Origin of the sequence: Aliiroseovarius lamellibrachiae (assembly GCF_018599245.1) — a bacterium.
GTDB classification, from domain to species: domain Bacteria; phylum Pseudomonadota; class Alphaproteobacteria; order Rhodobacterales; family Rhodobacteraceae; genus Aliiroseovarius; species Aliiroseovarius lamellibrachiae.
Window position 1 is genome coordinate 136170 of record NZ_JAHEVJ010000009.1, and the last position, 24314, is coordinate 160483.

Annotated in this window: 23 protein-coding genes and 1 pseudogene; 15 read left to right on the forward strand and 9 right to left on the reverse strand. The window is 56.3% G+C overall.

Features of this window, described 5'->3' with window-relative positions; all coding sequences use genetic code 11:
• The first annotated feature begins 105 nt into the window (after positions 1–105).
• The 3 genes from KKW20_RS15270 to arsJ are packed head-to-tail and all read left to right on the forward strand — an operon-like array spanning position 106 to position 3169.
• Complete coding sequence (locus KKW20_RS15270; RefSeq protein WP_343207603.1) at positions 106–915, forward strand: arsenate reductase/protein-tyrosine-phosphatase family protein; 810 nt, start codon at positions 106–108, stop codon at positions 913–915.
• Positions 912–1910 (forward strand): ArsJ-associated glyceraldehyde-3-phosphate dehydrogenase, encoded by a 999-nt coding sequence (locus KKW20_RS15275; RefSeq protein WP_214568775.1) that lies wholly within the window; start codon positions 912–914, stop codon positions 1908–1910. Before KKW20_RS15270 ends, KKW20_RS15275 begins: the two co-directional genes overlap by 4 nt.
• A gap of 20 nt (positions 1911–1930) precedes the next feature.
• Positions 1931–3169, forward strand: coding sequence for an organoarsenical effux MFS transporter ArsJ (gene arsJ, locus KKW20_RS15280; protein ID WP_214568802.1), 1239 nt, complete (start codon positions 1931–1933; stop codon positions 3167–3169).
• Between the two features lie 90 nt (positions 3170–3259).
• Here the strand turns inward: arsJ and KKW20_RS15285 are convergent, their stop codons facing one another.
• Both KKW20_RS15285 and KKW20_RS15290 read right to left on the reverse strand, forming a co-directional pair.
• A complete protein-coding gene (locus tag KKW20_RS15285; protein ID WP_214568776.1) occupies positions 3260–5602 on the reverse strand; it encodes a Tex family protein in 2343 nt (780 codons plus the stop codon).
• A 54-nt stretch (positions 5603–5656) separates the two neighbouring features.
• The gene (locus KKW20_RS15290; RefSeq protein ID WP_214568777.1) at positions 5657–6082 is read right to left on the reverse strand and encodes an Lrp/AsnC family transcriptional regulator; all 426 of its coding nucleotides are present in this window, start codon (positions 6080–6082) and stop codon (positions 5657–5659) included.
• A gap of 86 nt (positions 6083–6168) precedes the next feature.
• On the opposite strand from KKW20_RS15290, the gene rocF reads away from it, so the two are divergent.
• Genes rocF through KKW20_RS15305 form a run of 3 tightly spaced genes read left to right on the forward strand, consistent with a single transcriptional unit; the run spans position 6169 to position 9080 of the window.
• Positions 6169–7089, forward strand: a complete 921-nt coding sequence (gene rocF / locus KKW20_RS15295; protein ID WP_214568778.1) for an arginase — start codon at positions 6169–6171, stop codon at positions 7087–7089.
• Positions 7090–7108: 19 nt separating this feature from the next.
• Positions 7109–8029 (forward strand): citrulline utilization hydrolase CtlX, encoded by a 921-nt coding sequence (gene ctlX / locus KKW20_RS15300; RefSeq protein WP_214568779.1) that lies wholly within the window; start codon positions 7109–7111, stop codon positions 8027–8029.
• Positions 8030–8036: 7 nt separating this feature from the next.
• On the forward strand, positions 8037–9080 hold the full coding sequence (locus KKW20_RS15305) for an ornithine cyclodeaminase (RefSeq protein WP_214568803.1): 1044 nt from the start codon (positions 8037–8039) through the stop codon (positions 9078–9080).
• 47 nt (positions 9081–9127) lie between these two features.
• On the opposite strand, the gene KKW20_RS15310 is transcribed toward KKW20_RS15305, so the two are convergent.
• Genes KKW20_RS15310 through KKW20_RS15320 form a run of 3 tightly spaced genes read right to left on the reverse strand, consistent with a single transcriptional unit; the run spans position 9128 to position 11809 of the window.
• Positions 9128–10231: a thiolase family protein gene (locus KKW20_RS15310; protein ID WP_214568780.1), complete on the reverse strand. Its 1104-nt coding sequence runs from the start codon at positions 10229–10231 to the stop codon at positions 9128–9130.
• A complete protein-coding gene (locus tag KKW20_RS15315; protein WP_214568781.1) occupies positions 10228–11403 on the reverse strand; it encodes an AMP-binding protein in 1176 nt (391 codons plus the stop codon). The genes KKW20_RS15310 and KKW20_RS15315 overlap by 4 nt, the downstream gene beginning before the upstream one ends.
• Positions 11404–11452: 49 nt before the next feature.
• The gene (locus KKW20_RS15320; RefSeq protein ID WP_214568782.1) at positions 11453–11809 is read right to left on the reverse strand and encodes a hypothetical protein; all 357 of its coding nucleotides are present in this window, start codon (positions 11807–11809) and stop codon (positions 11453–11455) included.
• A gap of 431 nt (positions 11810–12240) precedes the next feature.
• Here KKW20_RS15320 and nadA point away from each other — a divergent pair, with 431 nt between their 5' ends.
• The 6 genes from nadA (at position 12241) to KKW20_RS15350 (ending at position 17861) form a co-directional block, all read left to right on the forward strand.
• Positions 12241–13290 carry a quinolinate synthase NadA gene (gene nadA, locus KKW20_RS15325; RefSeq protein WP_214568783.1) on the forward strand — a complete coding sequence of 350 codons (1050 nt, stop codon included), beginning with the start codon at positions 12241–12243 and terminating at the stop codon, positions 13288–13290.
• A gap of 6 nt (positions 13291–13296) precedes the next feature.
• Positions 13297–14865, forward strand: a complete 1569-nt coding sequence (locus KKW20_RS15330; RefSeq protein WP_214568784.1) for an L-aspartate oxidase — start codon at positions 13297–13299, stop codon at positions 14863–14865.
• Positions 14862–15710, forward strand: a complete 849-nt coding sequence (nadC, locus tag KKW20_RS15335) for a carboxylating nicotinate-nucleotide diphosphorylase (RefSeq protein ID WP_214568785.1) — start codon at positions 14862–14864, stop codon at positions 15708–15710. Before KKW20_RS15330 ends, nadC begins: the two co-directional genes overlap by 4 nt.
• Before the next feature lie 69 nt (positions 15711–15779).
• Positions 15780–16469: a phosphatidylserine decarboxylase gene (locus KKW20_RS15340; RefSeq protein ID WP_214568786.1), complete on the forward strand. Its 690-nt coding sequence runs from the start codon at positions 15780–15782 to the stop codon at positions 16467–16469.
• The gene (gene pssA, locus KKW20_RS15345; protein ID WP_214568787.1) at positions 16466–17221 is read left to right on the forward strand and encodes a CDP-diacylglycerol--serine O-phosphatidyltransferase; all 756 of its coding nucleotides are present in this window, start codon (positions 16466–16468) and stop codon (positions 17219–17221) included. Before KKW20_RS15340 ends, pssA begins: the two co-directional genes overlap by 4 nt.
• 16 nt (positions 17222–17237) lie before the next feature.
• Positions 17238–17861 carry a class I SAM-dependent methyltransferase gene (locus KKW20_RS15350; RefSeq protein ID WP_214568788.1) on the forward strand — a complete coding sequence of 208 codons (624 nt, stop codon included), beginning with the start codon at positions 17238–17240 and terminating at the stop codon, positions 17859–17861.
• An 18-nt stretch (positions 17862–17879) separates the two neighbouring features.
• Here the strand turns inward: KKW20_RS15350 and nagA are convergent, their stop codons facing one another.
• Genes nagA through KKW20_RS15370 form a run of 4 tightly spaced genes read right to left on the reverse strand, consistent with a single transcriptional unit; the run spans position 17880 to position 21736 of the window.
• Complete coding sequence (nagA, locus tag KKW20_RS15355) at positions 17880–19019, reverse strand: N-acetylglucosamine-6-phosphate deacetylase (RefSeq protein WP_214568789.1); 1140 nt, start codon at positions 19017–19019, stop codon at positions 17880–17882.
• Complete coding sequence (locus tag KKW20_RS15360) at positions 19016–20044, reverse strand: SIS domain-containing protein (RefSeq protein WP_214568790.1); 1029 nt, start codon at positions 20042–20044, stop codon at positions 19016–19018. Before KKW20_RS15360 ends, nagA begins: the two co-directional genes overlap by 4 nt.
• Before the next feature lie 37 nt (positions 20045–20081).
• Positions 20082–20837 carry a GntR family transcriptional regulator gene (locus tag KKW20_RS15365; RefSeq protein ID WP_214568791.1) on the reverse strand — a complete coding sequence of 252 codons (756 nt, stop codon included), beginning with the start codon at positions 20835–20837 and terminating at the stop codon, positions 20082–20084.
• Entirely contained in the window at positions 20834–21736 is a 903-nt protein-coding gene (locus KKW20_RS15370) for a glucosamine kinase nucleotide-binding domain-containing protein (RefSeq protein ID WP_214568792.1), read from the reverse strand. Before KKW20_RS15370 ends, KKW20_RS15365 begins: the two co-directional genes overlap by 4 nt.
• Before the next feature lie 112 nt (positions 21737–21848).
• Between KKW20_RS15370 and KKW20_RS15375 the strand changes: the two genes are divergently transcribed.
• The 3 genes and pseudogenes from KKW20_RS15375 to KKW20_RS16585 all read left to right on the forward strand — a co-directional run.
• Complete coding sequence (locus KKW20_RS15375) at positions 21849–22793, forward strand: N-acetylmuramic acid 6-phosphate etherase (RefSeq protein ID WP_214568793.1); 945 nt, start codon at positions 21849–21851, stop codon at positions 22791–22793.
• A 21-nt stretch (positions 22794–22814) separates the two neighbouring features.
• Positions 22815–24068 (forward strand): ABC transporter substrate-binding protein, encoded by a 1254-nt coding sequence (locus tag KKW20_RS15380; RefSeq protein WP_214568794.1) that lies wholly within the window; start codon positions 22815–22817, stop codon positions 24066–24068.
• An 81-nt stretch (positions 24069–24149) separates the two neighbouring features.
• Positions 24150–24314 (forward strand): annotated as a pseudogene (locus KKW20_RS16585) (sugar ABC transporter permease); the annotation flags it as partial.

Consider the following 24314-nt stretch of genomic DNA (forward strand, 5'->3'; position numbering starts at 1 on the left):
GTGAAATCAGAAACGGCCCGCAAGTTTTGCGGGCCGTTTTTTTGTGGCGATATTCAAAACTGACTTTTTCTTGTTACAAACTTCCATTATTCATGAAATATGGAAATGGAACAGATCACACGACTCACCACCCTTGGTCACCCTGGACGTATGGCGGCCTATCGCCTGCTTGTGCGGCGGTACCCTGACTATGTGGCCTCCGGCGATTTGGCAAAGGCGCTTGGGTTTAAACTCAATACCATGTCGGTCTATCTTGGTGCGCTTCATCGGGCAGGGCTGATTGAACAAAAACGCGACGGACGATCGCTGTTGTACCGGTTTGACCAAGACGGTGCCGACAGTTTGGTGGGGTATCTCTTTGATGATTGCTGCCGGGGTCGACCTTCACGTTGCATCCCTTCGCAAGGCGCGTTGGACAGGTTGGAACCACGTCCAAGCGTGCTGTTTCTTTGCACCGGAAATTCCGCCCGCTCGATTTTTGCCGAGGTTATTCTGCGCGAACTCGCGGGTGACCGGTTTGAGGTCTATTCTGCCGGAACCAAGCCTGCGGTCGCGTTAAACCCGACGGCGCTACAGATGTTGCGTGACAAGGGGCATAACGTGGCTGGTTTACAGCCGAAACATGTCTCGGCGCTTAACGGGACCCGATTTGATTTTGTTTTCACCGTGTGTGATCGGGCCGCGAATGAAGAATGTGCAACATGGCCGGGCGTTCCGATAAGCGCGCATTGGGGGTTGCCTGACCCTGTGCGTACAACTGGCACTGACGCTGAAAAAAACCTTTCGTATCAGCGTGTTTACGGCGAACTGCATCGACGGCTGACCCAATTTGCTGCGCTTGACCTAAGCGCCTTGGATCGGCTGTCTTTGCAGCACCAACTAGATGAAATTCCCCTGATAGGAGACCCGGAATGACCACTTATGCAATCAACGGATTGGGCCGCATGGGCAAACTCGCTTTGCGCCCACTTTTGGAACGCGGCGCAAAAATTGCGTTTATGAATGACGCCTTGGGGGGGCCTGAGATGCACGCGCATTTGCTGGAATTTGACACAGTTCATGGCCGTTGGCGCGCTGATTTTTCCTATGACGAAGAGAGCATCACGATTGATGGTGTGCGGATCCCCGTCACAGCGACGCGCAATCTGACCGATCTGCCGCTTGATGGCGTTGACGTTGTGATTGATTGCACGGGGGCGTTCAAAACCGCAGAAAAACTCGCTCCGTATTTTGAAGCGGGTGTGAAGAAAGTCGTTGTTTCGGCACCTGTAAAAGAAGACGAGGCTGCGAATATCGTCTTTGGCGTGAATGATGATATATATGACCCGCGCGCGCATCGCATCGTGACGGCAGCGAGCTGTACGACCAATTGCTTGGCGCCTGTGATCAAGGTGGTGCTGGAAGAGTTTGGCATCAAGCACGGATCCATGACCACGATCCATGATGTGACCAACACGCAAACAATTGTGGACCGTCCGGCCAAAGATTTGCGGCGCGCACGGTCTGCTTTGAATTCATTGATCCCGACCACCACAGGGTCGGCCAAAGCAATCACTCAGATTTTTCCAGAACTGACTGGAAAGTTAAATGGCCATGCGGTGCGGGTGCCACTGCTGAATGCGTCGCTGACCGATATGGTGTTTGAGTTGAAACGCGAAACCACCGCAGAAGAGGTGAACGCCGCGTTTGAAAAGGCGGCAAATGGTCCATTGCTTGGTATCCTTGGATACGAAGAAAAACCATTAGTTTCAACAGATTATACGAATGACGATCGCAGCACCATCGTAGATGCCCTGTCTACGATGGTGGTCAATGGAACCCAGCTGAAAATCTATGCGTGGTACGACAACGAGTGGGGATATGCGCATCGCCTCGTCGATGTTGCCTTGATGGTCGGAGCGTCGGTGTGAAACAAGGGCTTGCCGCTTACATGGCTGTTACAGCGTCCTATTGGGCATTTATGCTGACCGATGGGGCGCTTAGAATGCTGGTGCTTTTGCACTTTCATACCTTGGGGTTTTCGCCGGTTGAGCTGGCCTATCTTTTCGTTGTTTATGAAATTGCTGGGGTGGTGACCAACCTGTCTGCCGGATGGATTGCGGCGCGATTTGGGCTGACCACGACCCTCTATGTCGGGCTTGGGCTACAGGTCGTCGCCTTGTTGGCGCTGACACAGCTGGACGCAACTTGGACGATTGGGCTTTCGGTTCTGTATGTCATGCTGGTGCAGGGGGTATCCGGTGTGGCCAAAGATCTTACCAAAATGAGTTCAAAGGCAGCGGTGAAATTGCTGGCGCCCAGCGAAGGTGACGGATTATTCCGTTGGGTGGCGGTGCTGACAGGGTCAAAAAACGCAGTGAAGGGCTTTGGCTTTCTGCTTGGTGCCGGGCTGTTGGGGTTGGTCGGATTCACCCCCGCGATTTTGGGTATGGCATTTGCTTTGGCTGTCATTCTCGCGGCTGTGATGATGCGGATGCCAGCAGGTCTTCCGCGGGGACGAAAAGACGCAAAATTCCGCGAGGTGTTTTCAAAAAACAAAAATATCAATTGGTTAAGCTTTTCTCGCGTTTTTCTGTTTGGCGCGCGGGATGTGTGGTTCGTGGTTGGCATTCCAATCTATTTCCACGGTGTTTTATCTGACGGAAGTTCAGCAAGTGACCAAACCGCTTTCTTTTTGGTGGGCGGGTTCATGGCGGTCTGGGTCATTCTTTATGGCGTGGTACAGGCAAATGCCCCACGCTTGATCGGTGCAAGATCCCGCGAAAAGAGCGAGCTTATCACCCTTGCCGGACCTTATGCATTTACGCTCGCCGTGGTGCCGATCGGGCTGGCACTGATTACTTTCCTGACAGGCGCGGCCAACCCTTGGCTGACAGGCGTTTTGGTTGTTGGGTTGCTGGTGTTTGGGGCGTTGTTTGCGCTGAATTCGGCGCTTCACTCCTATCTTATTCTGGCCTTTACTGACGCCTCTCGCGTCACTTTGGATGTTGGCTTTTACTATATGGCCAATGCGGCGGGCCGATTGCTGGGCACATTGCTGTCCGGAATAAGCTATCAGTTGGGCGGGCTGCCGCTATGCCTTGCGGCCGCGGGGGTGATGTTGATTGTCAGCGGATTTGGGGCAGGGCGGTTGCAAGTGCCACCGCAGCTTCACCACAAATCGGCCTGACCCGCGAAAAGCACCAGATCCATCTATTGCAGGCCGAAACCTAATTCTCATCACGTTAGGTGCCTCTGTCGCCTCACGCAATGCGCATCATTATTTGTTGCGCATTGCATCCAGAAGAGCTGCGCCCAGGGCGCTGTTTCCAGCCTCGGGTTTGCCACCAGAGGCAGCGTTAGGTTTGGGCCCAGCCTGCATCGGACGCTTTCCCCCTTGGGGGCGACGATCCTGGTTTTTGGCCGGCCCGCGTGCGTTTTGATCGTCGCGCGCCGAGGCCCCTCCGTCTTTGCGCATCGACAGGGCAATCCGTTTGCGGGGAATGTCAACTTCGCTCACAGTCACTTTGACCACATCGCCGGTTTTGACCACCTCATGCGGATCTTTCACAAACCGATCTGCGAGTTGGCTGATATGTACCAGCCCATCCTGATGCACGCCGATATCCACAAAGGCACCAAAGGCGGCCACATTTGTTACCGTGCCTTCCAGGACCATGCCGGGTTTTAGGTCTGACATCTCTTCGACACCATCGGTGAAGCTGGCGGTTTTAAAACTTGGGCGTGGATCGCGGCCCGGCTTTTCAAGTTCTGCAAAAATATCACGCACCGTGGGGAGGCCAAAATTGTCAGCCACGAAATCTTCGGCGCGCAAAGATTTCAACGCCCCTTCATTGCCCATAAGCTCTCGCAGGTCTCGCCCACAAGATGCAACGATTTTTCGAGCGATACCATAAGCTTCCGGGTGGACGGCTGATGCATCCAATGGCTCAACCCCGTCCCGGATACGCAAAAATCCTGCGCATTGCTCAAAAGCTGATGGACCCAGGCCCGCGACTTTTAACAAAGCTTTTCGGGCCGGAAATGCACCATGCGCGTCGCGATGCGCCACAATCGAGTGCGCCAATCGGGGGCCCAAGCCAGAGACATGCGCCAAAAGCGGCGCGGATGCCATATTCAAATCTACCCCCACTGCGTTCACCGCATCTTCTACAACCGCTTCAAGCGATTTGGACAAGCGGCGCTGATCCACATCATGCTGGTATTGACCAACGCCGATGGATTGGGGCTCGATCTTTACGAGTTCGGCCAACGGGTCTTGCAAGCGGCGCGCAATTGACACCGCCCCGCGAAGGCTGACGTCCAAATCAGGAAACTCGTTCGCGGCAAGCTCAGAGGCGGAATAAACGGAGGCACCAGCCTCGGAGACCACAACTTTGGTGGGGGCCTTCACGGTCTTTGGCAAGCGCTTCAACGCGTCCCCAACCAGCCGTTCGGTTTCGCGTGAGGCGGTGCCGTTGCCGATGGCGACAAGTTCAACCCCATGCTTTGCGACCAAGGCAAGAAGCGCGGCTTCGGCGCCGTTCACATCATTTTTGGGTTGAAATGGATAAAGCGTAGCCGTGTCGAGAACCTTGCCTGTTGCATCCACCACGGCGGCCTTCACGCCTGTACGAATGCCGGGATCCAGACCTAAAGTTGGGCGCGCACCTGCAGGCGCTGCAAGAAGCAAGTCTTTGAGGTTGCGCGCAAAAACTTCGATTGCACCGTCATGGGCGCGGGCGCGAAGATCCCCCATTAAATCCAGCGTCATGGACAATGAAAGTTTGACGCGCCATGCCCAACCTGCGAGTTTGCGCAGCCAAATGTCGCCGGGGGTCTGACTGGATGCCTCAAGCTGGGCGGCGATCATATCAACCGCTCTTTCAGCCCCGGCCTCATTCGGAGCAATTTCAAGTGTTATCGCACCCTCTTTTGAAGCTCGTAGCATTGCCAATGCGCGATGCGCGGGGGTTTTCGCCCAGTTTTCCTGATGGTCAAAATAATCCGAAAATTTTGCCCCTGCTTGTTCTTGTCCAGCGACGACGCGCGCCGTCAAAAGCGCTTCGCGTTGCATGAAAGTTCGCAAATTTCCGATCAGCTCAGCGTTTTCAGATAGGCCCTCTACGATAATATCGCGCGCGCCGTTCAGGGCATCTTTGGGTGTGGGAATGGCTTCGGTCAGAAAGGCCCGCGCATGGTTTTCTGGGTCGATATGGCGCGTCGTCTTGATCAGGTCGACCAGTGGTTCCAACCCATTTTCGCGCGCGATCATCGCCTTGGTGCGGCGCTTTGGTTTATAGGGGAGGTAAAGATCTTCGAGGGTGGATTTTGTCTCGGCCCCGGCGATGGATTTCGCCAATATCTCGGTCAGTTTCCCCTGGTCTTTGATGCTGGACAGGATCGCGTCACGACGCTTTTCCAGCTCGCGCAAATAGGTCAGGCGTTCGGCCAGTTTTCGCAATTGGGTGTCATCCAGGCCACCGGTCGCCTCTTTACGGTAGCGCGCAATAAAGGGAACAGTCGACCCCTCGTCAAGCAAGCCAACAGCAGCATTAACTTGTTGAGGTGACGCAGCAATTTCGGTGGCGATGGTACGGGCAATGCGGGCGTTGTTGTCCATGATCTCTCCTGTTCGGACCACATGTTTAGCGGTGTCATGCAGCGAGCGAAAGACCTATCGCCCGCGTTTGGTGGATAGGAGGAGGTTGGTTTCGGAGCGCGTGATGCCCTCCATCCGGCGGATTGCAAACAGCACCTGATCGAGCTCTTCCAGTGTTTCGGCGCCAATCTCAGCGATCAAATCCCAAGTGCCGTTGGTCGAATGTACCGCCATGACCTGTGGCAGGGCGGCGACGCGGCTCATCACCCGTTCGGTGCCGCGCCCTTCGATGCCCAACATCATTAAGCCGCGCACCGGATTTTGTGCCACGTCCTGACGTGTGACCACCGTAAAACCCACGATTTCGCCGCGTTTTTTTAGGGCCTCGAGGCGCGCACGCGCGGTGGTCCTGGTCACAGCCAGATGATCGGCCAGTTCCGAGATCGAGGCGCGGCCATCACGATGCAACAGGGTCAAGAGTCGTCTATCCAAATCGTCCATTAACGCTATCCTATTTGGTCAATGTTGGCCCATTTTGGGCAAAATATCCTCTTCCTGCAAGCCAAGTTTTAAGTCGATAGATAGATATGAGCACAAAAAACATCATCCTTGTCGGAGCGCCCATGGATTCGGGCAAACGGCGTCAGGGCTGCCGAATGGGGCCTGATGCTTATCGTGTTGCGGGATTGGCGGATGCGCTGACCGCATTGGGTCATCAGGTTGCGGACCACGGAGATGTCGCCCCAGATACGGTGGATATCCCTGAGCATGACCACCTTGTGAAGCTGCCAGAATGCATTGGTTGGACGCAGGCTTTGAACCGCGCGGCAAAAGTTGCGGCGGGGCAGGGGATGCCAATTTTCATGGGCGGTGATCACGCCCTCTCGATGGGGACCGTTTCGGGCATGGCAGAACACGCCAAAGCCAAAGGCCGCCCTTTGTTTGTGCTGTGGCTGGATGCCCATTCGGACTTTCACACCCCACAAAGCACGTCTAGCGGGAACCTGCATGGATCCCCTGTCGCCTATTTCACCGGTCAGTCCGGCTTTGATGCCTTCCCAGCGTTGGCTGCGGTGGTGCCAACTGACCAAGTGGGCATGATTGGCCTGCGTTCCGTTGACCCCGAGGAACACGCCGCGTTGCAAAGCCACGACACCATGCTCGCAGATATGCGCACAATTGACGAACATGGGATCAAAGCGCCACTGGTGGCGTTTTTGGACAAGGTGCGCGCGGCCAACGGGATTTTACATGTGTCCTTGGACGTGGATTTCCTTGACCCCTCCGTTGCCCCGGCTGTGGGCACGACGGTCCCCGGTGGTGCGACCGAACGGGAGGGCCATTTGGTGATGGAACTTCTGCATGATAGCGGCCTGGTCTGCTCACTTGATTTGGTCGAGTTAAACCCCTTTCTGGATGACCGTGGTCGCACCGCAATGCTGATGGTTGATCTGACGGCTTCGCTGTTGGGCCGTCGCGTGTTTGATCGCCCAACTCGCTCTTTCTGAAGTGAAAATCGGAGATTTCATGCACGCACTACAAGCCCCTTCTGCTGTGGTTATGATCCGGCCGCATGCCTTCACGTCGAACCCAGAAACACGGGATGACAATGCGTTTCAAACCCTGTCGAACCGTTCGACAGAGGCGACATCGCAGGCGGCACGCGACGAACATGATGCCGCCGTCACGGCCCTGCGTGATGCGGGAATTCGGGTGCATGTCTTTGATGATTTTGGCGAAAACAACACACCCGACAGCGTCTTTCCCAACAACTGGTTTTCGACCCATCCCGGTGGCCATGTGGCCATCTATCCGATGTATGTCACCTCGCGTCGGCGCGAGCGACGGGCGGATGTGATTGAGATGCTCAAAGCAGAATATCGGGTTCAGGATATCATTGATTATTCAGGCCTTGAGGTCGACAATTTGGCGCTTGAAGGGACCGGCGCGATGGTGCTCGATCATCTGTCTCGCATCGCTTATACGGTCTCATCGCATCGTGCGGACCCTGTGTTGCTAGAGCGGTTTTGCACCCATTTTAACTATGAACCAATGGTGTTTGAGGCGCGCGATGGCGAAGGCCGCGATGTGTATCATACCAATGTTCTGATGGGGATCGGAACGCAGTATGCACTGATCTGTCTCGACATGATTGTTGATCCGGCGCGCCGTGCCGAAGTGCGGATGCGGCTTGAAGAAAGCGGACGAGAAGTGGTTGACCTCAGCCATGCTCAGATCGCGGAATTTGCCGGGAATGCGATTGAATTGACCGGGCGAGATGGCTTGCTTCTTGCCCTATCGCGGCGCGCGTTGGATGCGTTGACGCCAGACCAAATTGCCGTGATCAAAGAAAGCGCAACACCTTTGCCGCTGTCTGTTCCCACCATTGAAACCGCTGGCGGATCTGTGCGTTGCATGATCGCTGGCATCCATCTGTCCCGCCGCTAGGAGCCTGATAATGAAACCTTCTGACAAGGCATTAGTGCCCTTTGTTTCCGTCGATCACATGATGCAACTGATCCACCATGTTGGGTTGGAAGAAATGATCGTTGGTATTTCCGAGGAAATCGAAAATGATTTCAAACGCTGGGAAAGCTTTGACAAAACCCCGCGCGTACCCGCCCATTCGCCCCATGGCGTGATTGAGCTGATGCCGACGTCGGACGGCGAAGCCTATGGGTTCAAATATGTGAACGGTCATCCGAAAAACACGTCCGAAGGGCTGCAGACGGTGACGGCGTTTGGGCTGCTGGCGGATGTCTATACGGGCTATCCTACGCTCTTGACAGAGATGACAATTCTGACGGCGTTGCGGACCGCGGCGACCTCAGCTTTGGTGGGCAAATATCTGGCCCCAAAAGGTGCCACCACCATGGCAATGATCGGCAATGGGGCGCAGTCTGAATTCCAGTGCCTTGCGTTCAAGGCCATTTGCGGGATCGACACCGTGCGCCTTTATGACACTGACCCTGCAGCCACGGCAAAATGCGCAGCCAACCTCGCCGGCAAGGGCTTGACGGTGATCACATGCACCTCTGGTGAAGAGGTCATCCAGGGCGCGCAGATCATCACAACCTGCACAGCGGATAAGAAAAACGCCACGATCCTGACCGATAATATGATTGGCGCTGGCGTGCATATCAACGCCATCGGTGGCGATTGTCCGGGCAAAACAGAACTGCATCGTGATATTCTTTTGCGGTCGGATATTTTTGTGGAATACCCAGAACAAACCAGAATTGAAGGCGAAATTCAGGCGCTGGATGCAGATCATCCCGTAACCGAATTATGGCAGGTGATGACAGGTGCGGCCAAGGGGCGCAAAGATGCGCAACAGATCACTTTGTTTGACAGTGTGGGCTTTGCAATTGAGGATTTCTCGGCGCTTCGGTTCGTGAAAAAAGCGATCAAAGGGACCGCGTACTTTGAGCCGCTGGACATGTTGGCAGACCCGGATGATCCACGGGATTTGTTCGGGATGGTGCAACGGTCGAAGTGATGTTTTTGCGCGGCGCAAAAAGCTGCCGTGGGGTGGATCAGAACGGTTCAGCGTAACAGTAAAGCCGTGCCAAGCCCCCCCGCGGCCGCAATCGCTGCGAGCCCTGTTCCACCAGCTTTCGACAATTGGTGGAACAGCCGCACGGCGAGGATCGCGCCAGATGCACCAATCGGGTGCCCCCGCGCCAAGGCGCCCCCCTGCGGATTGACGATCTGGGCGGGAATGTTTGCGCCGCGTTGGCAGGCGATGGCCTGAACGGCGAAAGCCTCCATAATCTCAGCTTGTGTCAGGTCTTCGGGGGATATTCCCGAGCGGCCCAGAACGTGGGCGATTGCAGCCACAGGGGCCAGGCCGGGTTGTTCGGGGGCGGCCCCGAGGGTTGCGCCGCCCAATATCCCAACGCTGGGTGTGCCAAGTTGCTGCGCAACCTTGTCAGATATCAAGACCACAAAGGCGGCCCCGTCTGCGGCAACCGCCATATTTGCGGCCGTAATCGTTCCGCATAACTTGGGCGCGCGTTCGCAGTGGCGTTGGGTCAGAGCTCGGGTAAATGCATCTTTTTCGAGGCCGGCAAGAGGGACAAGCTCTGCCTGCGTTTGCTCAGCAAACTTTAGCGTCCTGCAATGACTGTTGATTGCCCAATTATCTTGATCTGCTTGTGACAGTTCAAGGTGGCGCGATAAGTCCGCCGCCGATTGGGCCATGTCTGGGTCACGGTTTGGCCATGGGGTGAAGGGGGCTTGATCATAGGCAATGGGCGGGCGGCCATCTGAAAATGTACGTTGTCGCAGCGGGCGACGTGAATAGCTTTCCACGCCGCCGGCAATTACAATATCATGCAGGCCCGATTGGATCATGGCATGGCCCAGCAAAATAGCATCCAACCCGCCGACACATTGCCGGTCCACGCTCAGCCCAGCGACCCGTTCAGGCAAGCCGGAAGCAAGGGCAATAATGCGGGCGGGGTTCCCACCAAGGCCGAGGGAATTGGCGACAATGACCTCTCCGATATCATCGCCCGCCAGCCCCGCATCGCGAAGGACTTGTTTGATCACTGGGGCTGCAAGATCTTGCACGGACAGGTCGGCGAGTGCCCCGTTTCGGGGGGCGACCGGGGTGCGACGGGCCGCGATGATATGGGTTTGGTTCATAATTTTCTCTCGATCAGCGCGTGCAATGCTTGAAGGTCGGGCTTGCCCGCTGGCAACAGTGGCAATGTGTCGAGATGCAGAATATGTCGCGGCACCGATGCATCCCCAAGCATCTCTCGGCAGGCCGTGCGCAGTCGTATATCCAGCGCGGGATTGCTGCCGCCGACGACCACACATACAATATGATGACCCCTTTTGGGGTCTTTGACCGCCAATGCGGCACAATCGGAGACATCCGGGTCCAGAGCGACGATGCGCTCCACTTCTTCCGGGAAGACATTATGGTCGGAAACTGTGACCATGCGATTTTTGCGCCCGACAAGGAAAAGATGTCCGCCTGGGTCAAGATACCCCATTTCACCGATGCTCAACGCGCGCCCATCCCATTGGGTGTCGTCGCTTGTGCCGCTTTCGTAGCGGTCAAACAGATAGGGGCTGGAGACCCAAATTTCGCCAATGGCCTTGCCTTGGCCGGGCAGGGGGCGCAGGTCGAGGGTGACACCTGGATAGGTGCGGCCAACTGACCCCAAAGGGGTGTCGGCGTCGCTGATCGAGATGAAACTGGTTTCGCTTGCGCCAAAAAAGACATGCAGCTTCGCATTGGGAAAATGCTGTGGCAGTACTTTAGCAAGTTCAGCGTCCAACCGCCCGCCTCCGCAGAAAATCCGGCGAAGTTTGCGATGTGGGGAAAGCCCTGTGGCGGTACGTCCGGCGCAAAGCAGGCGCAGCTGTGTGGGTGTCGCATAAAGCACGCTGGCCCCTGCTATTTCAGCGGCTTGCATTTTTGGGCGAAGACCTGAAAGTTGAACGAGGTCCGCGCCAAGATGTAGCGCCTCTAGCGTCGCATAAAGCGATAGGGAATGGCCCAGATGACCCAAGACCGCATAAGTATCCCCTGCGTCTAGTTCGAATTCAGTGTGGTTTACAGAAAAGCTACGGATCCAGCTTGTGGGGTGGCGCCGAATTACTTTGGGCGCTCCACTGGTGCCAGAGCTTTCGCAAAATAGCCATTGTGGATCACCGGGGTGTATATGAATTGGGTTACTGCTCGATTGCGTCGCCAAAATGGAAGCCCCCTGACGCAAAGCTTGCACAAGCGATGCCATCCCCGGAGCTTTCGGGGTCAAAACCGTACTGTTGTCAGAGATGTGAAACGTGTTTTGATCAGCCATATGTCGGGTATAGCACAGCGCCACAAATGGGGGGAGCGGCGCGCGCCTGTTATTGTGCTTTGATCACGGATTGCGGTGACAGGGCGCAGTAGCGCGTTGGGGTGCTTTTTGTTGCGGTGACGCAGGCGTCCCCCTCGGCGACCGGCGCAACGGCATAGGTATTGCCCGTAATCTCAACCTGATACTGGTTCAGTGGCACATCAGGGTTGCTGTGATCATACGGCGTCAGATGTAATTTTGTTTCAGCACAGAGTGAGGCCAAAACATTATAACCTGCGTCAACCAGCACTGGTGTGATCTTGTCGCGTTTTGCCTGACAGGCGGCCAGGTTTTGACTGTCTGACAGGGTCATGCGCACATCGCCATTGGGGTTTAAGGTCAGCACCAAAAAGGCAAATGTCAGCATGTCTGTATCCCTGGGTTGGTCGCGTAAGGGCGCGCCAAATCAGCGCCCACCCCAGATCATTTCCTGATTGTCGCCGTTTGTCGAGCGCGTTTCGTCTGATGTTACCTTAGGGTTTGCTGCGGCCCATCGTGTGCAGGCAGAAGGCAAAGCGGCCGTTGGCGCAATTTTCATCCCTTAAAAGAACAGGATCCGACCATTGACGCCGGAAAAGGGACAGTTTTCGGCGGGTGTTCGCGTAAAACCTCACTTAAACCATGTTGTTTGGGCTTTGGTTGCAGGTAAAATATGTCTATGCATCCCACACGCCACACTGATTTGGCAGGATTGCGGGTATGTTTCTTTCGATCTGCCTGTCATTTGATACGCTTTCGGCGGTTTGGCTTGCCCCATCCGGGCAGCGTCTGATCGCCTAACCAAACGGAGACGCCCCGTTGCTTGATATATCGCTCGTTCGCTCAACGCTCGCCAGCCACTATGACTTGACCCCCTCGCCGGAATTGGCGGCGTCCATGTCTGACCTATATGGCCGGATGGACAGGGTCGTCTCGCCGCCAGAGTGGGCAATTTATGCGCCCTACGTCAAAGCGATCAACGACCTGAAGAAAAAGCGAAATGCGGTCATTCTAGGCCACAATTATATGACGCCTGAAATCTTTCACGGTGTGTCGGATTTCGTCGGTGACAGTTTGCAGCTGGCCATCAAAGCGACCGAGGTTGAGGCAGATGTGATTGTGCAGGCCGGTGTGCATTTCATGGCAGAGACGTCCAAAATCCTCAGCCCGGAAAAAACCGTGCTGATGCCGGATATGGCGGCCGGCTGTTCCTTGGCCGAAAGCATCACAGCCGAAGGCGTGGAAGAGATGCGCGCGAAATACCCCGGCGCGCCAGTGGTGTCTTATGTGAACACCACAGCCGAAGTGAAAGCCGCCTCTGACATCTGCTGCACATCCTCAAACGCGGTGCAGATTGTGGATGCGATGGACAGTGACACGGTGATTATGACACCCGATCAGTTCCTCGCGCAAAACGTCGCGAACCTGTCAAAGAAAAAGGTCGTGTTCTGGCCGGGCTCTTGCATTGTGCATGAACTCTACACAGCCGACGATCTGCGCGCGTACCGCGAGCTGGATCCAGAGGTAAAGATCATCGCCCACCCCGAATGCACCCCAGATGTGGTGGCCGAGGCTGATTTCACCGGCTCCACGAGTGGCATCATCAAATGGGTACACGACCACAAACCATCGAAGGCGATGCTGGTCACAGAATGCTCTATGGCGTCCAACATTTCCGATGAATTGCCCGAAGTTGAGTTCGCAAAACCCTGCAACATGTGCCCCTATATGAAAAAAATCTCGCTCGAGAAAATTCTTTATGTGCTGCACACAATGGAAGGTCAGGTCGAAGTCGACCCCGACATGGCCGCCAAGGCGCGCCTGTCGGTGGAACGGATGATTGATCTGTCCAAAAAGCTGGGTCTTTGATCTGATATGCAAGAAGTCACAACCGATCGTATCGTCATTGTCGGCGCAGGTTTGGGTGCGCTGTATGCGGCCCTGAAACTGGCCCCTCTGCCTGTGGTGATGATTTCACCGGAACCTCTGGGCGAGGGCGCAAGCTCGGCCTGGGCGCAGGGCGGTGTAGCGGCGGCAATGGACGCAGCCGACAGCCCGGAAAACCATGCGGCCGACACCGAAAAAGCAGGCGCTGGAACTGTGGACCCTGTCGTGGCGGATTTGGTCACGCGTGAGGCACGCAAATACATCCTTGATCTGACCACCATGGGCACGCCGTTTGATCGCACGGTCGACGGCGATTATGTGCTGTCGCGTGAAGCGGCGCACAGTTTTGCCCGCGTGGTGCGCGTGAAAGGGGACCAAGCCGGGGCCGAGATTATGGCCGCGCTCATCGACCGCGTGCGCGAAACCCCCTCGGTCCAAGTGCTTCAGGGCACAATGGCAGTGGATTTGGACGTCGCGGACGGTGTGGTCACTGGTGTTGCCATTCAAGACGCGGATGAGGCCCGATCGGCCCCGATCATGTTGCGCGGCGCGGCGTATTTGATGGCGGGCGGCGGGTCCGGTGGGTTGTTTGCCCTGACCACCAACCCCCCCCGTATTCGCGGTCAGGTGATTGGCATGGCTGCGCGTGCAGGTGCCGAAATTGCCGACGCGGAATTTGTCCAATTTCACCCCACCGCGATGGACGTGGGCGAAGACCCCGCACCACTCGCGACCGAAGCATTGCGCGGTGAAGGGGCGGCCCTGATCAACGCCGATGGCGAACGCTTTATGGTCGACTTGCACCCCGATGCCGAACTGGCCCCGCGCGATGTCGTGGCCCGCGCCATTTTCGCGCAAACCCAGGCGGGCAAACGCCCCATGCTCGATACGCGTGACGTGTTGGGCGAGCGGGTAAAAACGCAATTCCCCGCGGTGGCCGACGCCTGTGCGCGCAATGGCATTGATCCGGCGAAAGACCCGATCCCTGTTGCTGCCGCTGCGCATTACCACATGGGCGGGATCGCCACGGATCATGGCGGTCGGGCCACTTTGGGCGGGCTTTGGGTGTGTGGCGAAGCCTCGTCCACGGGGCTGCACGGTGCAAACAGGCTTGCGTCAAATGGTCTGCTCGAAGCCTTGGTCTATGCCCGCATCTGTGCCGAAGATATTGCGGCGAGCGTGGATGTTGCCACCACTGCTGACCTCGTTGATCTGCGGTTTACTGCGGGCGGGCTTGCTCCTGATGCTAAGGCCGTGGCCACCCTGCGCCAAACCATGACCGATCTGGTTGGCGTGGTCCGCACGGGCGATGGGTTGCGGGCTGCTTTGGTCACGATTGCTGAGTTGGACGCCGCATATTCTGACAGTCGCGCCTTTCAAAACATGTGTGCCACCGCGACCCTGATCGCCGCCGCCGCCCTGATCCGTGAAGAAAGCCGGGGCGCACATGAGCGCGCCGACTTCCCAAATACGCTGTCCGGCCCGGGACAACGATCAAAAATGACCCTGACAGAGGCGCTTGCCATTCGGGCAGAGGCGATAAAGGACCTGACATGAGCTTTGCAACCGTCCCCGATCTTGTGCTTGAACCCATGGTGCGAAATGCGCTGATGGAGGATTTGGGCAGCTATGGCGATGTGACCACGCGCGCCGTGATCCCCGCTGGTACCACCTATGATGCGCGGATCAACGCGCGCGAAGATGCGGTTGTGTCGGGGATGCAAATCGCCGCTTTGGCGTTTCGTCTGGTGGATCCCTCGCTTGAGGTTGTGACCCACATCATGGACGGCCAGCCTGCCCAAAAGGGCGACACGTTGATGGAGATCAAAGGATCTGCTGCCTCGATCCTTTCGGGGGAGCGTGTGGCGTTGAACTTTGCCGGGCGCCTTACCGGGATCGCGACCAAAACCGCGGGGTTTGTGGCAATGACCAAAGGCACCGAGACCCGCGTGACCTGTACGCGTAAAACCACGCCGGGGCTTCGGATTGTTGAAAAGCTGGCTGTGCTGCATGGTGGCGGCTTTAATCATCGCTATTCCCTGTCGGATGCAATCCTGATCAAGGACAACCATATCGCAGCAGCAGGCGGCGTGCGCGCTGTGCTCGAGGCGACCAAGGCCCATGCCAGCCACATGATGGCGGTTGAGATTGAGGTGGATCGGCTTGACCAGCTTGAAGAGGTGCTTGAGGTTGGCGGCGCATCCGTGGTGCTGCTCGATAATATGGACAACGACATGCTGCGCAAAGCGGTCACCATGGTCGACGGGCGGATGAAAACAGAGGCCAGCGGCAATGTGAAACTGGACCGGATCGCGTCAATTTCCGCAACCGGCGTGGATTACATCTCGTCCGGGGCGCTGACACATTCGGCGCGCACCGTCGATTTGGGCCTCGATTTCTGATCGTAGCCTTGTGTTTAAAGCCGATCCTCGTATGAAGGAGGCAACCCTGACCTTTAGGAAACGATTTCCATGCGTATGAGAGATACATTCATCAAGCCGATGCACCCTGAAGGCATCAAATTTGTCGCCATTTTTGCCGCGATCACCGTGGTTTTGTTTATGCTGGCGAATTTTCTTGGCTGGATTGGCGTTGGCCTAACGGTTTGGTGTTATTACTTCTTTCGCGATCCTGAACGTGTGACGCCGACCCGTGAAGGTCTGGTGATCAGCCCCGCCGATGGCATCGTGTCCTTGATTGAACCCGCCGTGCCGCCCAAAGAATTGGGGATGTCGGACGAAGCCCTGACTCGCGTCAGCGTGTTCATGAGCGTCTTTAACTGTCACATCAACCGCGCGCCTGTGGCCGGCGAGGTGAAAGCCGTCGCCTATCGCCCCGGCAAGTTTTTCAACGCCTCGCTTGATAAAGCCAGCGTCGACAATGAGCGCAATAGCCTGTGCATCGAAATGGCGGATGGGCGCGAATTGGCCGTTGTGCAGATTGCCGGGCTGGTCGCGCGCCGTATCGTGTGTTTCGTGACACCGGGGGCCAAGCTTGGCACAGGTGAGCGTTTTGGCCTGATCCGTTTTGGATCGCGCTTGGATGTCTATCTGCCCAATGGGGTCGCGCCTCAGGTGCGAATTGGTCAAACCATGATTGCGGGTGAAACCATTCTCGCGGATCTTATGGTGACGGATGAGGGGTCATCGTCGCCAGAATGACTGTACCTTCAAAACCAAAGTCACCTGAGAAGAAACAGCGCGAGTTTTCCCTGTTACAACTCTTGCCGAATGTGCTGACCATCACCGCGATTTGTGCGGGATTGACGGCAATTCGTGTCGGAGTGGAGGGGCATTACACGCTTGCGGTTCAGCTGATCCTAATTGCGTGCGTTTTGGACGGGTTGGATGGACGTTTGGCGCGGCTGTTGAGCAGTGACAGCAAGATGGGGGCGGAACTCGACTCGCTTGCGGATTTCTTGAACTTCGGTGTCGCACCCCCGCTCATTTTGTATTTTTGGGCTCTGGAAGATATCGGAGGGTTGGCCTGGATTTCTGCGCTGATTTTTTCTGTCTGCTGCGTCATGCGCTTGGCACGGTTTAATGTCGGTACAAAAGCCGAAGACACTATCCCAGATAGCGCCTTTTTTGAAGGGATCCCATCGCCTGCTGGGGCGCTTCTGGTGTTGTTGCCGATGTATTATTCCTTTGCATATCCCGACGCAGGGAAGATGCCGGATTTCCTGATCAGCATTTATATGATTGTCATTGGGTTGTTACTGATCAGCCGTATTCCGACATGGTCTTTCAAGGCCACTAAGATTTCGCGCGGGAACGTCAAATTCTTTCTGGTGGGTGTCGCCTTGGTTGCAGCAGGCGTGTTGACCTATGCTTGGGTGACGCTCATGGCGCTTTGCTTGGGGTATTTCTTTGTGGTGCTCTGGGGGCTCGTATTCAAAAAGGTGAGTTTTTAGGTTCTAGGGGGTCGTTATGGATATCAAAGCCGTTCAAACGTCATATGCGCGTTGGGCGCCCATTTATGATAAGACCTTTGGGGCTGTGACAAATGCGGGCCGCCGGCGCGCGGTCGGATATATCAACGACCGTGTGGGGAAAGTGCTGGAAGTGGGCGTGGGAACCGGGCTGTCGTTGCCACATTACAAACCTGATCTGCATGTCACGGGCATTGATTTCAGCGATGAAATGCTTGGCAAGGCGCGCGAAAAGGTGGCCGAAGGGCAACTGGATCAGGTCAAAGAACTGCGCCAGATGGATGCCCGCGCGCTCGATTTTCCAGACAATCATTTTGATATGATTGCTGCGATGCATGTCTTGTCCGTGGTACCGGACCCCGAACGGGTCATGGCTGAGATTGCGCGGGTTTGCAAACCAGGCGGCAAAGTGGTGATCACCAACCACTTTGTGCGCACACAAGGCGTGATGGCCTTTATTGAACGCGTGTCAGCACCCTTTGCCAATACGCTGGGCTGGCATTCTGACTTTGCTCTTGAAACGGTCTTGCAAGAAGATGGTTTAAGCCTTGAAACTCAAAAACCCCTTCCTCCCCTCGGTATGATGACTTTTTTGGTTTTGAAAAAATCCCAGTCGACATAACGCGCCGATGGCGGGTGTTTAAAGGGGCGCGCAGCTTTTCAAATCAGCGCTGATCCGTATGAATTCCCTGTGCAATATCGGGGTGGTGGTGCTCAGCATATTCCAAGGTGTCGTGGTGGCAGCGCAAAGCGCGTCTTCCAGTGAAAGACCAACCCGTTCGACCAACAATCTGATTGCGGTGGTCAAATCCAGATCTGCACCCGCCAAAGTTCCATCTTGCAGCGTCAGCTTCCCGCCCTTGCGCAATATCTCGCGTCCCCCGAGATGAAACGATGTCTCTTCGGTGCCGGCAACAGCCATTGCATCGCTGACCAGAAAAATTTGGCCCGGCCCCGACTTTGCCTGCCAGGCGGCGTGAATAGAGGCTGGATGAACGTGCAGCCCATCGGCGATCAAGCCACAAGACAATTCGCCAGATTGTAATGCTGCACCCACCAAGCCGGGTTCACGATTGCCAAGCTGGCTCATCGCATTAAACAGATGAGTGGCACAGCGGGCGCCCGCGGATATATAGGCCATACAGGTTTCAAAATTCGCGTCCGTATGCCCCAAAGAGACGATGACGCCCGCCTTGGCCAATGTGCTCACTTGCTCTGGTGTGGCGTTCTCGGGGGCCAATGTGACCATTAAGGTCGGAAGTGCGGTTGCCGCCGCTAACAAGGTTGCAAGGTCCGCGTCGTTCATTGGACGTATCAATGCAGCATCATGTGCGCCTTTGCGCGCGACCGACAGATGGGGTCCCTCAAGGTGCAAGCCTGCAACGCCGGGAACACCTTCGTTCACGGCCTCGATCCCAGCGGAAATTGCGGCACGCGTTATTTCTGGTGTGTCGGTGATCAAAGTGGGCAGAAGTGCGCTGACCCCTAGGCGATGATGGGCGAGGGCAATGCGTTTGATGGTGTTTAAGGACGGATCCGCATTAAACATGATCCCGTCGCCGCCGTTGACCTGAAGATCAACATAGCCGGGGCTCAGAATATCCCCTTCAAGATCAATATAGCGAGCGGCTTGATCCGTGGTATTAGAGCCTGTTTCAGTGCGAATTTCACAAAGCGCACCCTCTTCGAAACGTGCAATGCATCCATGCCGCAACCTGTCCCCATCAAAGATTGGGCCGCCGCCATAGGTGAAACTTTTTTTGGACTCTGTGTTGATCATACTGTTTCCGTGACCTTCTTCAGATGGCGCGGGGCATCGGGGTTAATCCCCCGACTTGCGGCCACTGTTTCCACCATGCCGTAGAATGAAACGATGCAGGCAATCGGGTCGGTGGTCCAGTGATCCGTGCGCACATGTGGCAATGGGTCGGCATGTGCCACGCGCTGAGTCGTGGCAAAAACATGCGCACCTTTGGCGGCCAATGCGTCGGCGACGTCGGCCACGGTCTCTTCTGCGGCATCAGCGGCGGTAAAGGCGATGACTGGAAAGCCTTGTTCAACGATCGATACAGGTCCGTGCAACACCTCGGCTGAGGAATAGCTTTCAGCGTGGATCTGGCAGGTCTCCTTGAACTTCAGCGCAGCTTCATTGGAAATCGCCCAAGACGGCCCGCGCCCAAGGGTAAACAGTGACGTGCTGGTGATGGCTTCGGCGGCTTCCGACCAGTCGCAACGTGTCGCTTCGTCCAATTGCGTGGGCAGGGCGCGGATCGCGGCCAACAGCTCGACGTCCTGTTTAATCTCTGCGATCAACCACAGGCCGGCCACCAGCGACGTTACAAAAGTCTTCGTGGCGGCAACGCTGAGTTCTGGTCCCGCGTGCAAGGGAAGCGTTGCTGAGGTGCCCTTGGCCAACGGCGATGCCGGGTCATTGGTGATTGCAACCGTATACGCCCCCGAGGCGGCAAACGCTTCGGTCAGGCGCACAATGTCAGGGCTTTGGCCAGATTGCGAAACGGACAGGCACAGCGCACCATCGCATTTCACATTTGCACCATAGATGGATTGAACCGACGGCCCAACCGAGGCCATGGGCAGGCCCAATAACAACTCGCTTGCGTATTTCATATAGGTCGCAGCATGATCAGACGAGCCGCGGGCCACAGACAGTAAAAACCGTGGATCCAGCTTGCGCGCGTCACCCGCGGCGGCGGCAATCGCACCCGCCCCTTCGGTGAGCAATCGCTCAACAGCATGAGGGATCTCGTCGATTTCGCGGCGCATTTGTGTGGGTTGAACGGTCATGGAAGCAGCCTTTTCGGATCTACAGATAGGGTGTGGGTCAGGTCGACAGTCGTAATTCGGCCACGAAATCATAGGCATCACCGCGATAGATGGAGCGGGTCAATTCGGCCACACGCCCACTTTCAAGATAGGACGTGCGTTGAATGCGCAGCCCAGCGGTGCCCTCGGCCACTTCTAAAAGGGCGGCTTCGGTGGGCTCGAGATTGATCGCGGATATTTTCTGGATTGCTCTGATCGGGCGAAACCCGCTCTGCTCCAGCACGTCATATAGTGAGGTGGTGACATCAATGGGATTGGGCAAAATGTCCATCGGCAAAGCGGCCATTTCCAAAGCCATCGGCCGTCCGCCCGCTTCGCGTAGCCGGTAGATCCGTGAGACGCTGTCGCCCGCTGCCAGCCCCAAGGCCAGCACCTCTTCGGGCGAGGGCATAAAGACGCCACGCTCAAGCCATTTTGATGTGGTCGTAAGGCCGCGCCGCTGCATATCTTCTGTAAACGACGTCAAGTGAGAGAGCGATTGTTCCACTCGGGTGACCGCCTCGCGCACAAACGACCCGGATCCCTGGCGTTGTTCAATTGCACCGGTTTTGACCAGCTCGTGAATGGCTTTTCGCACGGTGACACGGGACAGATCGGTGAGATCCGCAATCTCGCGTTCCGGCGGAAGCGAGCTGTTGGGCGTCAAGACACCGTCTTTGATGCCCTCTTCCAATCGGCGACGAAGCTGGACGTAGCGGGGGCCCGATGTTCGGCCCAACCATCCTTCGGGGCGCAGAAACTCGGCGACGTTCATGACTGTTCTCCCGTGCTGATTTCCTGGCTGAACGCGCGACCCAAAGACATCGCCCCATCCAAGGGCGCCCCGGCTGGTGGGCGCAGACAAGCCCGCATATTTGCGGGAAGATAGGATGCGTAATGCGGAGCAATACCGCCGGTCAGGCAAAGTGCATTACCGTCCACCCATCCAAGGCGGTTAAGGATAAAGACAATTTTATCTGTTGCATCTTGCATCAAGGATTGCCCAAGCGCGTCGCCGTCATGGGCGTGACGGGTGACATATTGGGCAATTTGACCAAACTCGGCCGGGGTCGCGCGGCTGGCAAAGGCAACAATGCCCGGCGCCCCGCCAAGGTGATTCAACAGAAAGGTGCTGAGCGCTGAGGCAGGCACCAACCCGTCCACAACGTCTAAGCTACGTGTCAATGCGCGCCGTCCCATCCATTGCGCCGAAGCCGGATCACCCAAGACAGGGCCCCAACCGCCGACAAATCGCATCTGGTCGGTCACTTGCGACGCGATGAAAGATCCGGTTCCACAATGCGCGACCATCCCGTCCTGTTCCCCCAGTGCGCCACGCAGGGCAGCGGGGCGATCATCTTCGATTCGCAGCCGTTTAAAGGGTAGAACCTCGGCCAATCTGGCGGCAATCTCAGCCCCGGTCATTCCGGCCAAGCCTAGATAGGCAGGCAGCGCCGACAGTTTTTCAAGCGGATGACCAGCGGCCTCGGCCAGCTGATGCAATCCTTTGACAATTTCCAAAGACGCAGCGTTGAAGTTGGTTGAAATATTGGCAGACCCCACCTCAACCGAAATGTGTTTTCCTGCACCGCAAAGTGCCAGTCGGCAGCGAGTGCCGCCGCCATCCACGGCAACAAAATCTGGGTCAGTAGTGGCGTCGAGGGTATGAGTCATAAGATACCTATATAATACCTATCAGATGTTGGAAAGCTAAAAATGACGCCAATCTGGCGGGTGGTGGGGGTGTTTCTGCCTGTAAGGGCGTTAAAAACTAAATGGTAGACAAATGGTATCTAATAGGTATGATTGTGAAAACCAATGGGGGAATCAGGTGGCAACGCGACAGACAGAGCAAATGCACGACGCTGCACTGGGGCAAGATATGCGTCCTGGCGCTGATGCCGCGGCTCTTTTGATCGAGGGGCAAATTGCTGCTGCCAAATCGGTGCAGACTGCGTTGCAGCCGATCTGTGACGCGGCGCGGGCAATGGCTGTCGCCATTCGTGCTGGAGGTTCCCTTTATTATGTTGCCGCCGGGTCGTCGGGCTTGATGGCCGCCGCAGATGCCATGGAGTTGGGCGGTACGTTCTCAATCCCGGCAAGTCAGATCAAGATCTTGATGGCGGGGGGGATCCCCACCACACCAGAAATGCCAGGGGGAACAGAAGATGACACCCTTGGGTTGCGGGATGGATTGGCGGGATTGACAGACCGTGATGTGGTGCTGGCGCTGTCTGCGAGTGGGTCCACGCCTTATACACTTGCCGCAGCCGGTATTGCCCGGGCGGCCGGCACCTGCGTGATTGCCATTGCCAATAACCAAGGTGCCCCGTTGTTTGCGTTGGCCGATCACGTGATCTGTTTGCCGACGCCGCCAGAAGTGTTGTCCGGGTCGACGCGAATGGGCGCTGGCACAGCGCAGAAAATCGCACTGAATATGTTGTCGACGTTGATGGCCGGTGAATTGGGCCATGTGCATGACGGTATGATGGTCAACCTTCGGGCGGACAATATCAAACTGCGCGAACGGGCCGCTGGAATTGTGTGCCGGGTGACAGCTGCATCTGAGGCTACGGCTTTCGCCGCTTTGAACGCGACAAGCGGTGACGTGAAAGCAGCCATTTTGATCGCGGCGGGTGCCATTTCGCCAGACCAAGCAAAAGCGATGTTAAAGGATACAGCCGGGCATCTGCGCCCCGCGCTGGAAAAGTTGAAAAGAGCAGAAACCTAACCACGTTCTGGGAGGAACCACATGAAACGCAATCTGATGACGCTGGCGCTGGCCAGCACGGCGCTGATCGCCACTGGTGCAATGGCCGAAGATGTCACGCTGACAATTGAAAGCTGGCGCAACGATGATCTTGTGCTGTGGCAAGATAAAATCATTCCTGCTTTTGAGGCGGGGCATCCCGGTATCAAAGTGAAATTTACCCCGTCTGCGCCGGCTGAATACAACGCCGTCTTGAATTCCAAGCTGGACGCCGGATCCGCAGGTGATCTGATCACCTGTCGTCCGTTTGATGCGTCTTTGGCGCTGTTTGATGCGGGCCACCTGACGGATCTGGATGACATGGACGCGATGGATAACTTCTCAGATGTGGCGAAATCTGCCTGGCAGTCTGATGATGGTTCGGCCAGCTTCTGTGTGCCAATGGCCTCTGTGATCCACGGCTTTATCTACAATAAAGACGCATTCAAAGAGCTGGGTCTTGAGGTTCCGACCACCGAAGCCGAAATGTTTGCAGCCCTTGATGCGATCAAGGCGGATGGTACTTATATCCCGATGGCGATGGGCACCAATGACCAATGGGAAGCCGCCACGATGGGGTATAACAACATCGGTCCAAACTATTGGAAAGGTGAAGAAGGGCGTCGTGCGTTGTTGGCAGGTGAGCAAAAGCTGACCGACCCACAGTGGACCGCACCTTATGCCACATTGGCGAAATGGGGCGCCTATCTGGGCGATGGTTATGAAGCCCAAACCTATCCTGACAGCCAAAACCTGTTCACATTGGGCCGCGCTGCGATTTACCCCGCTGGGTCGTGGGAAATCTCGGGCTTTAACACCCAAGCCGACTTTGAAATGGGTGCGTTTAAGCCGCCAGTTCAGAACGCAGGCGACACATGTTATATCTCGGACCACACCGACATTGGGATCGGAATGAACGCCAAAACCGCCAATCCCGAGGCCGCCCGTACCTTCCTTGCGTGGGTCGCGTCACCCGAGTTTGCGGATATTTTTGGCAACGCCTTGCCCGGCTTCTTCCCGCTGTCAAAAACGCCGGTTGAGATGCAGGATCCTTTGGCGAAGGAATTTGTCAGCTGGCGTGGCGAGTGTGAAAGCACAATCCGTTCCACCTATCAAATCCTGTCACGCGGCACACCAAACCTTGAGAATGAAACTTGGGGTGCGTCTGTTGCGGCGATCAAAGGTACAGAAAGCCCAGAAGCGTTGGGTGCCAAGCTGCAAAAGGGTCTGGCAAGCTGGTACGCCCCCCAGAAATAATCTGATCTAACCAGATCTAACGTGTCTGGACGGGCCACGCGCCCGTCCGGATCCCCGCCCCCCCGTTCACTGGAGGTTCCGATGTCCAAGCCCCGCATCCGCTGGCATATCGCTGTTTTTCTGGCCCCATCGGTGCTGGTTTATACGGCGGTGATGATCTATCCGCTGTTCAACACATTGCGTTTGGCGCTTTATTCAAAGGTCGATCAAGAACGCATCTTTGTGGGGCTGGCGAACTTTCGCACC

Coding starts and splice junctions, on each gene's coding strand:
- pssA (WP_214568787.1), top strand. CDS start 16,466: ATGACTGTACCTTCAAAACCAAAGTCACCTGAGAAGAAACAGCGCGAG.
- KKW20_RS15275 (WP_214568775.1), top strand. CDS start 912: ATGACCACTTATGCAATCAACGGATTGGGCCGCATGGGCAAACTCGCT.
- KKW20_RS15350 (WP_214568788.1), top strand. CDS start 17,238: ATGGATATCAAAGCCGTTCAAACGTCATATGCGCGTTGGGCGCCCATT.
- nagA (WP_214568789.1), bottom strand. CDS start 19,019: ATGATCAACACAGAGTCCAAAAAAAGTTTCACCTATGGCGGCGGCCCA.
- KKW20_RS15330 (WP_214568784.1), top strand. CDS start 13,297: ATGCAAGAAGTCACAACCGATCGTATCGTCATTGTCGGCGCAGGTTTG.
- KKW20_RS15290 (WP_214568777.1), bottom strand. CDS start 6,082: ATGGACGATTTGGATAGACGACTCTTGACCCTGTTGCATCGTGATGGC.
- KKW20_RS15380 (WP_214568794.1), top strand. CDS start 22,815: ATGAAACGCAATCTGATGACGCTGGCGCTGGCCAGCACGGCGCTGATC.
- KKW20_RS15375 (WP_214568793.1), top strand. CDS start 21,849: ATGGTATCTAATAGGTATGATTGTGAAAACCAATGGGGGAATCAGGTG.
- ctlX (WP_214568779.1), top strand. CDS start 7,109: ATGCACGCACTACAAGCCCCTTCTGCTGTGGTTATGATCCGGCCGCAT.
- KKW20_RS15270 (WP_343207603.1), top strand. CDS start 106: ATGGAACAGATCACACGACTCACCACCCTTGGTCACCCTGGACGTATG.
- KKW20_RS15340 (WP_214568786.1), top strand. CDS start 15,780: ATGCGTATGAGAGATACATTCATCAAGCCGATGCACCCTGAAGGCATC.
- KKW20_RS15370 (WP_214568792.1), bottom strand. CDS start 21,736: ATGACTCATACCCTCGACGCCACTACTGACCCAGATTTTGTTGCCGTG.
- nadC (WP_214568785.1), top strand. CDS start 14,862: ATGAGCTTTGCAACCGTCCCCGATCTTGTGCTTGAACCCATGGTGCGA.
- rocF (WP_214568778.1), top strand. CDS start 6,169: ATGAGCACAAAAAACATCATCCTTGTCGGAGCGCCCATGGATTCGGGC.
- KKW20_RS15285 (WP_214568776.1), bottom strand. CDS start 5,602: ATGGACAACAACGCCCGCATTGCCCGTACCATCGCCACCGAAATTGCT.
- KKW20_RS15315 (WP_214568781.1), bottom strand. CDS start 11,403: ATGGCTGATCAAAACACGTTTCACATCTCTGACAACAGTACGGTTTTG.
- KKW20_RS15320 (WP_214568782.1), bottom strand. CDS start 11,809: ATGCTGACATTTGCCTTTTTGGTGCTGACCTTAAACCCCAATGGCGAT.
- KKW20_RS15310 (WP_214568780.1), bottom strand. CDS start 10,231: ATGAACCAAACCCATATCATCGCGGCCCGTCGCACCCCGGTCGCCCCC.
- arsJ (WP_214568802.1), top strand. CDS start 1,931: ATGGCTGTTACAGCGTCCTATTGGGCATTTATGCTGACCGATGGGGCG.
- KKW20_RS15360 (WP_214568790.1), bottom strand. CDS start 20,044: ATGACCGTTCAACCCACACAAATGCGCCGCGAAATCGACGAGATCCCT.
- KKW20_RS15365 (WP_214568791.1), bottom strand. CDS start 20,837: ATGAACGTCGCCGAGTTTCTGCGCCCCGAAGGATGGTTGGGCCGAACA.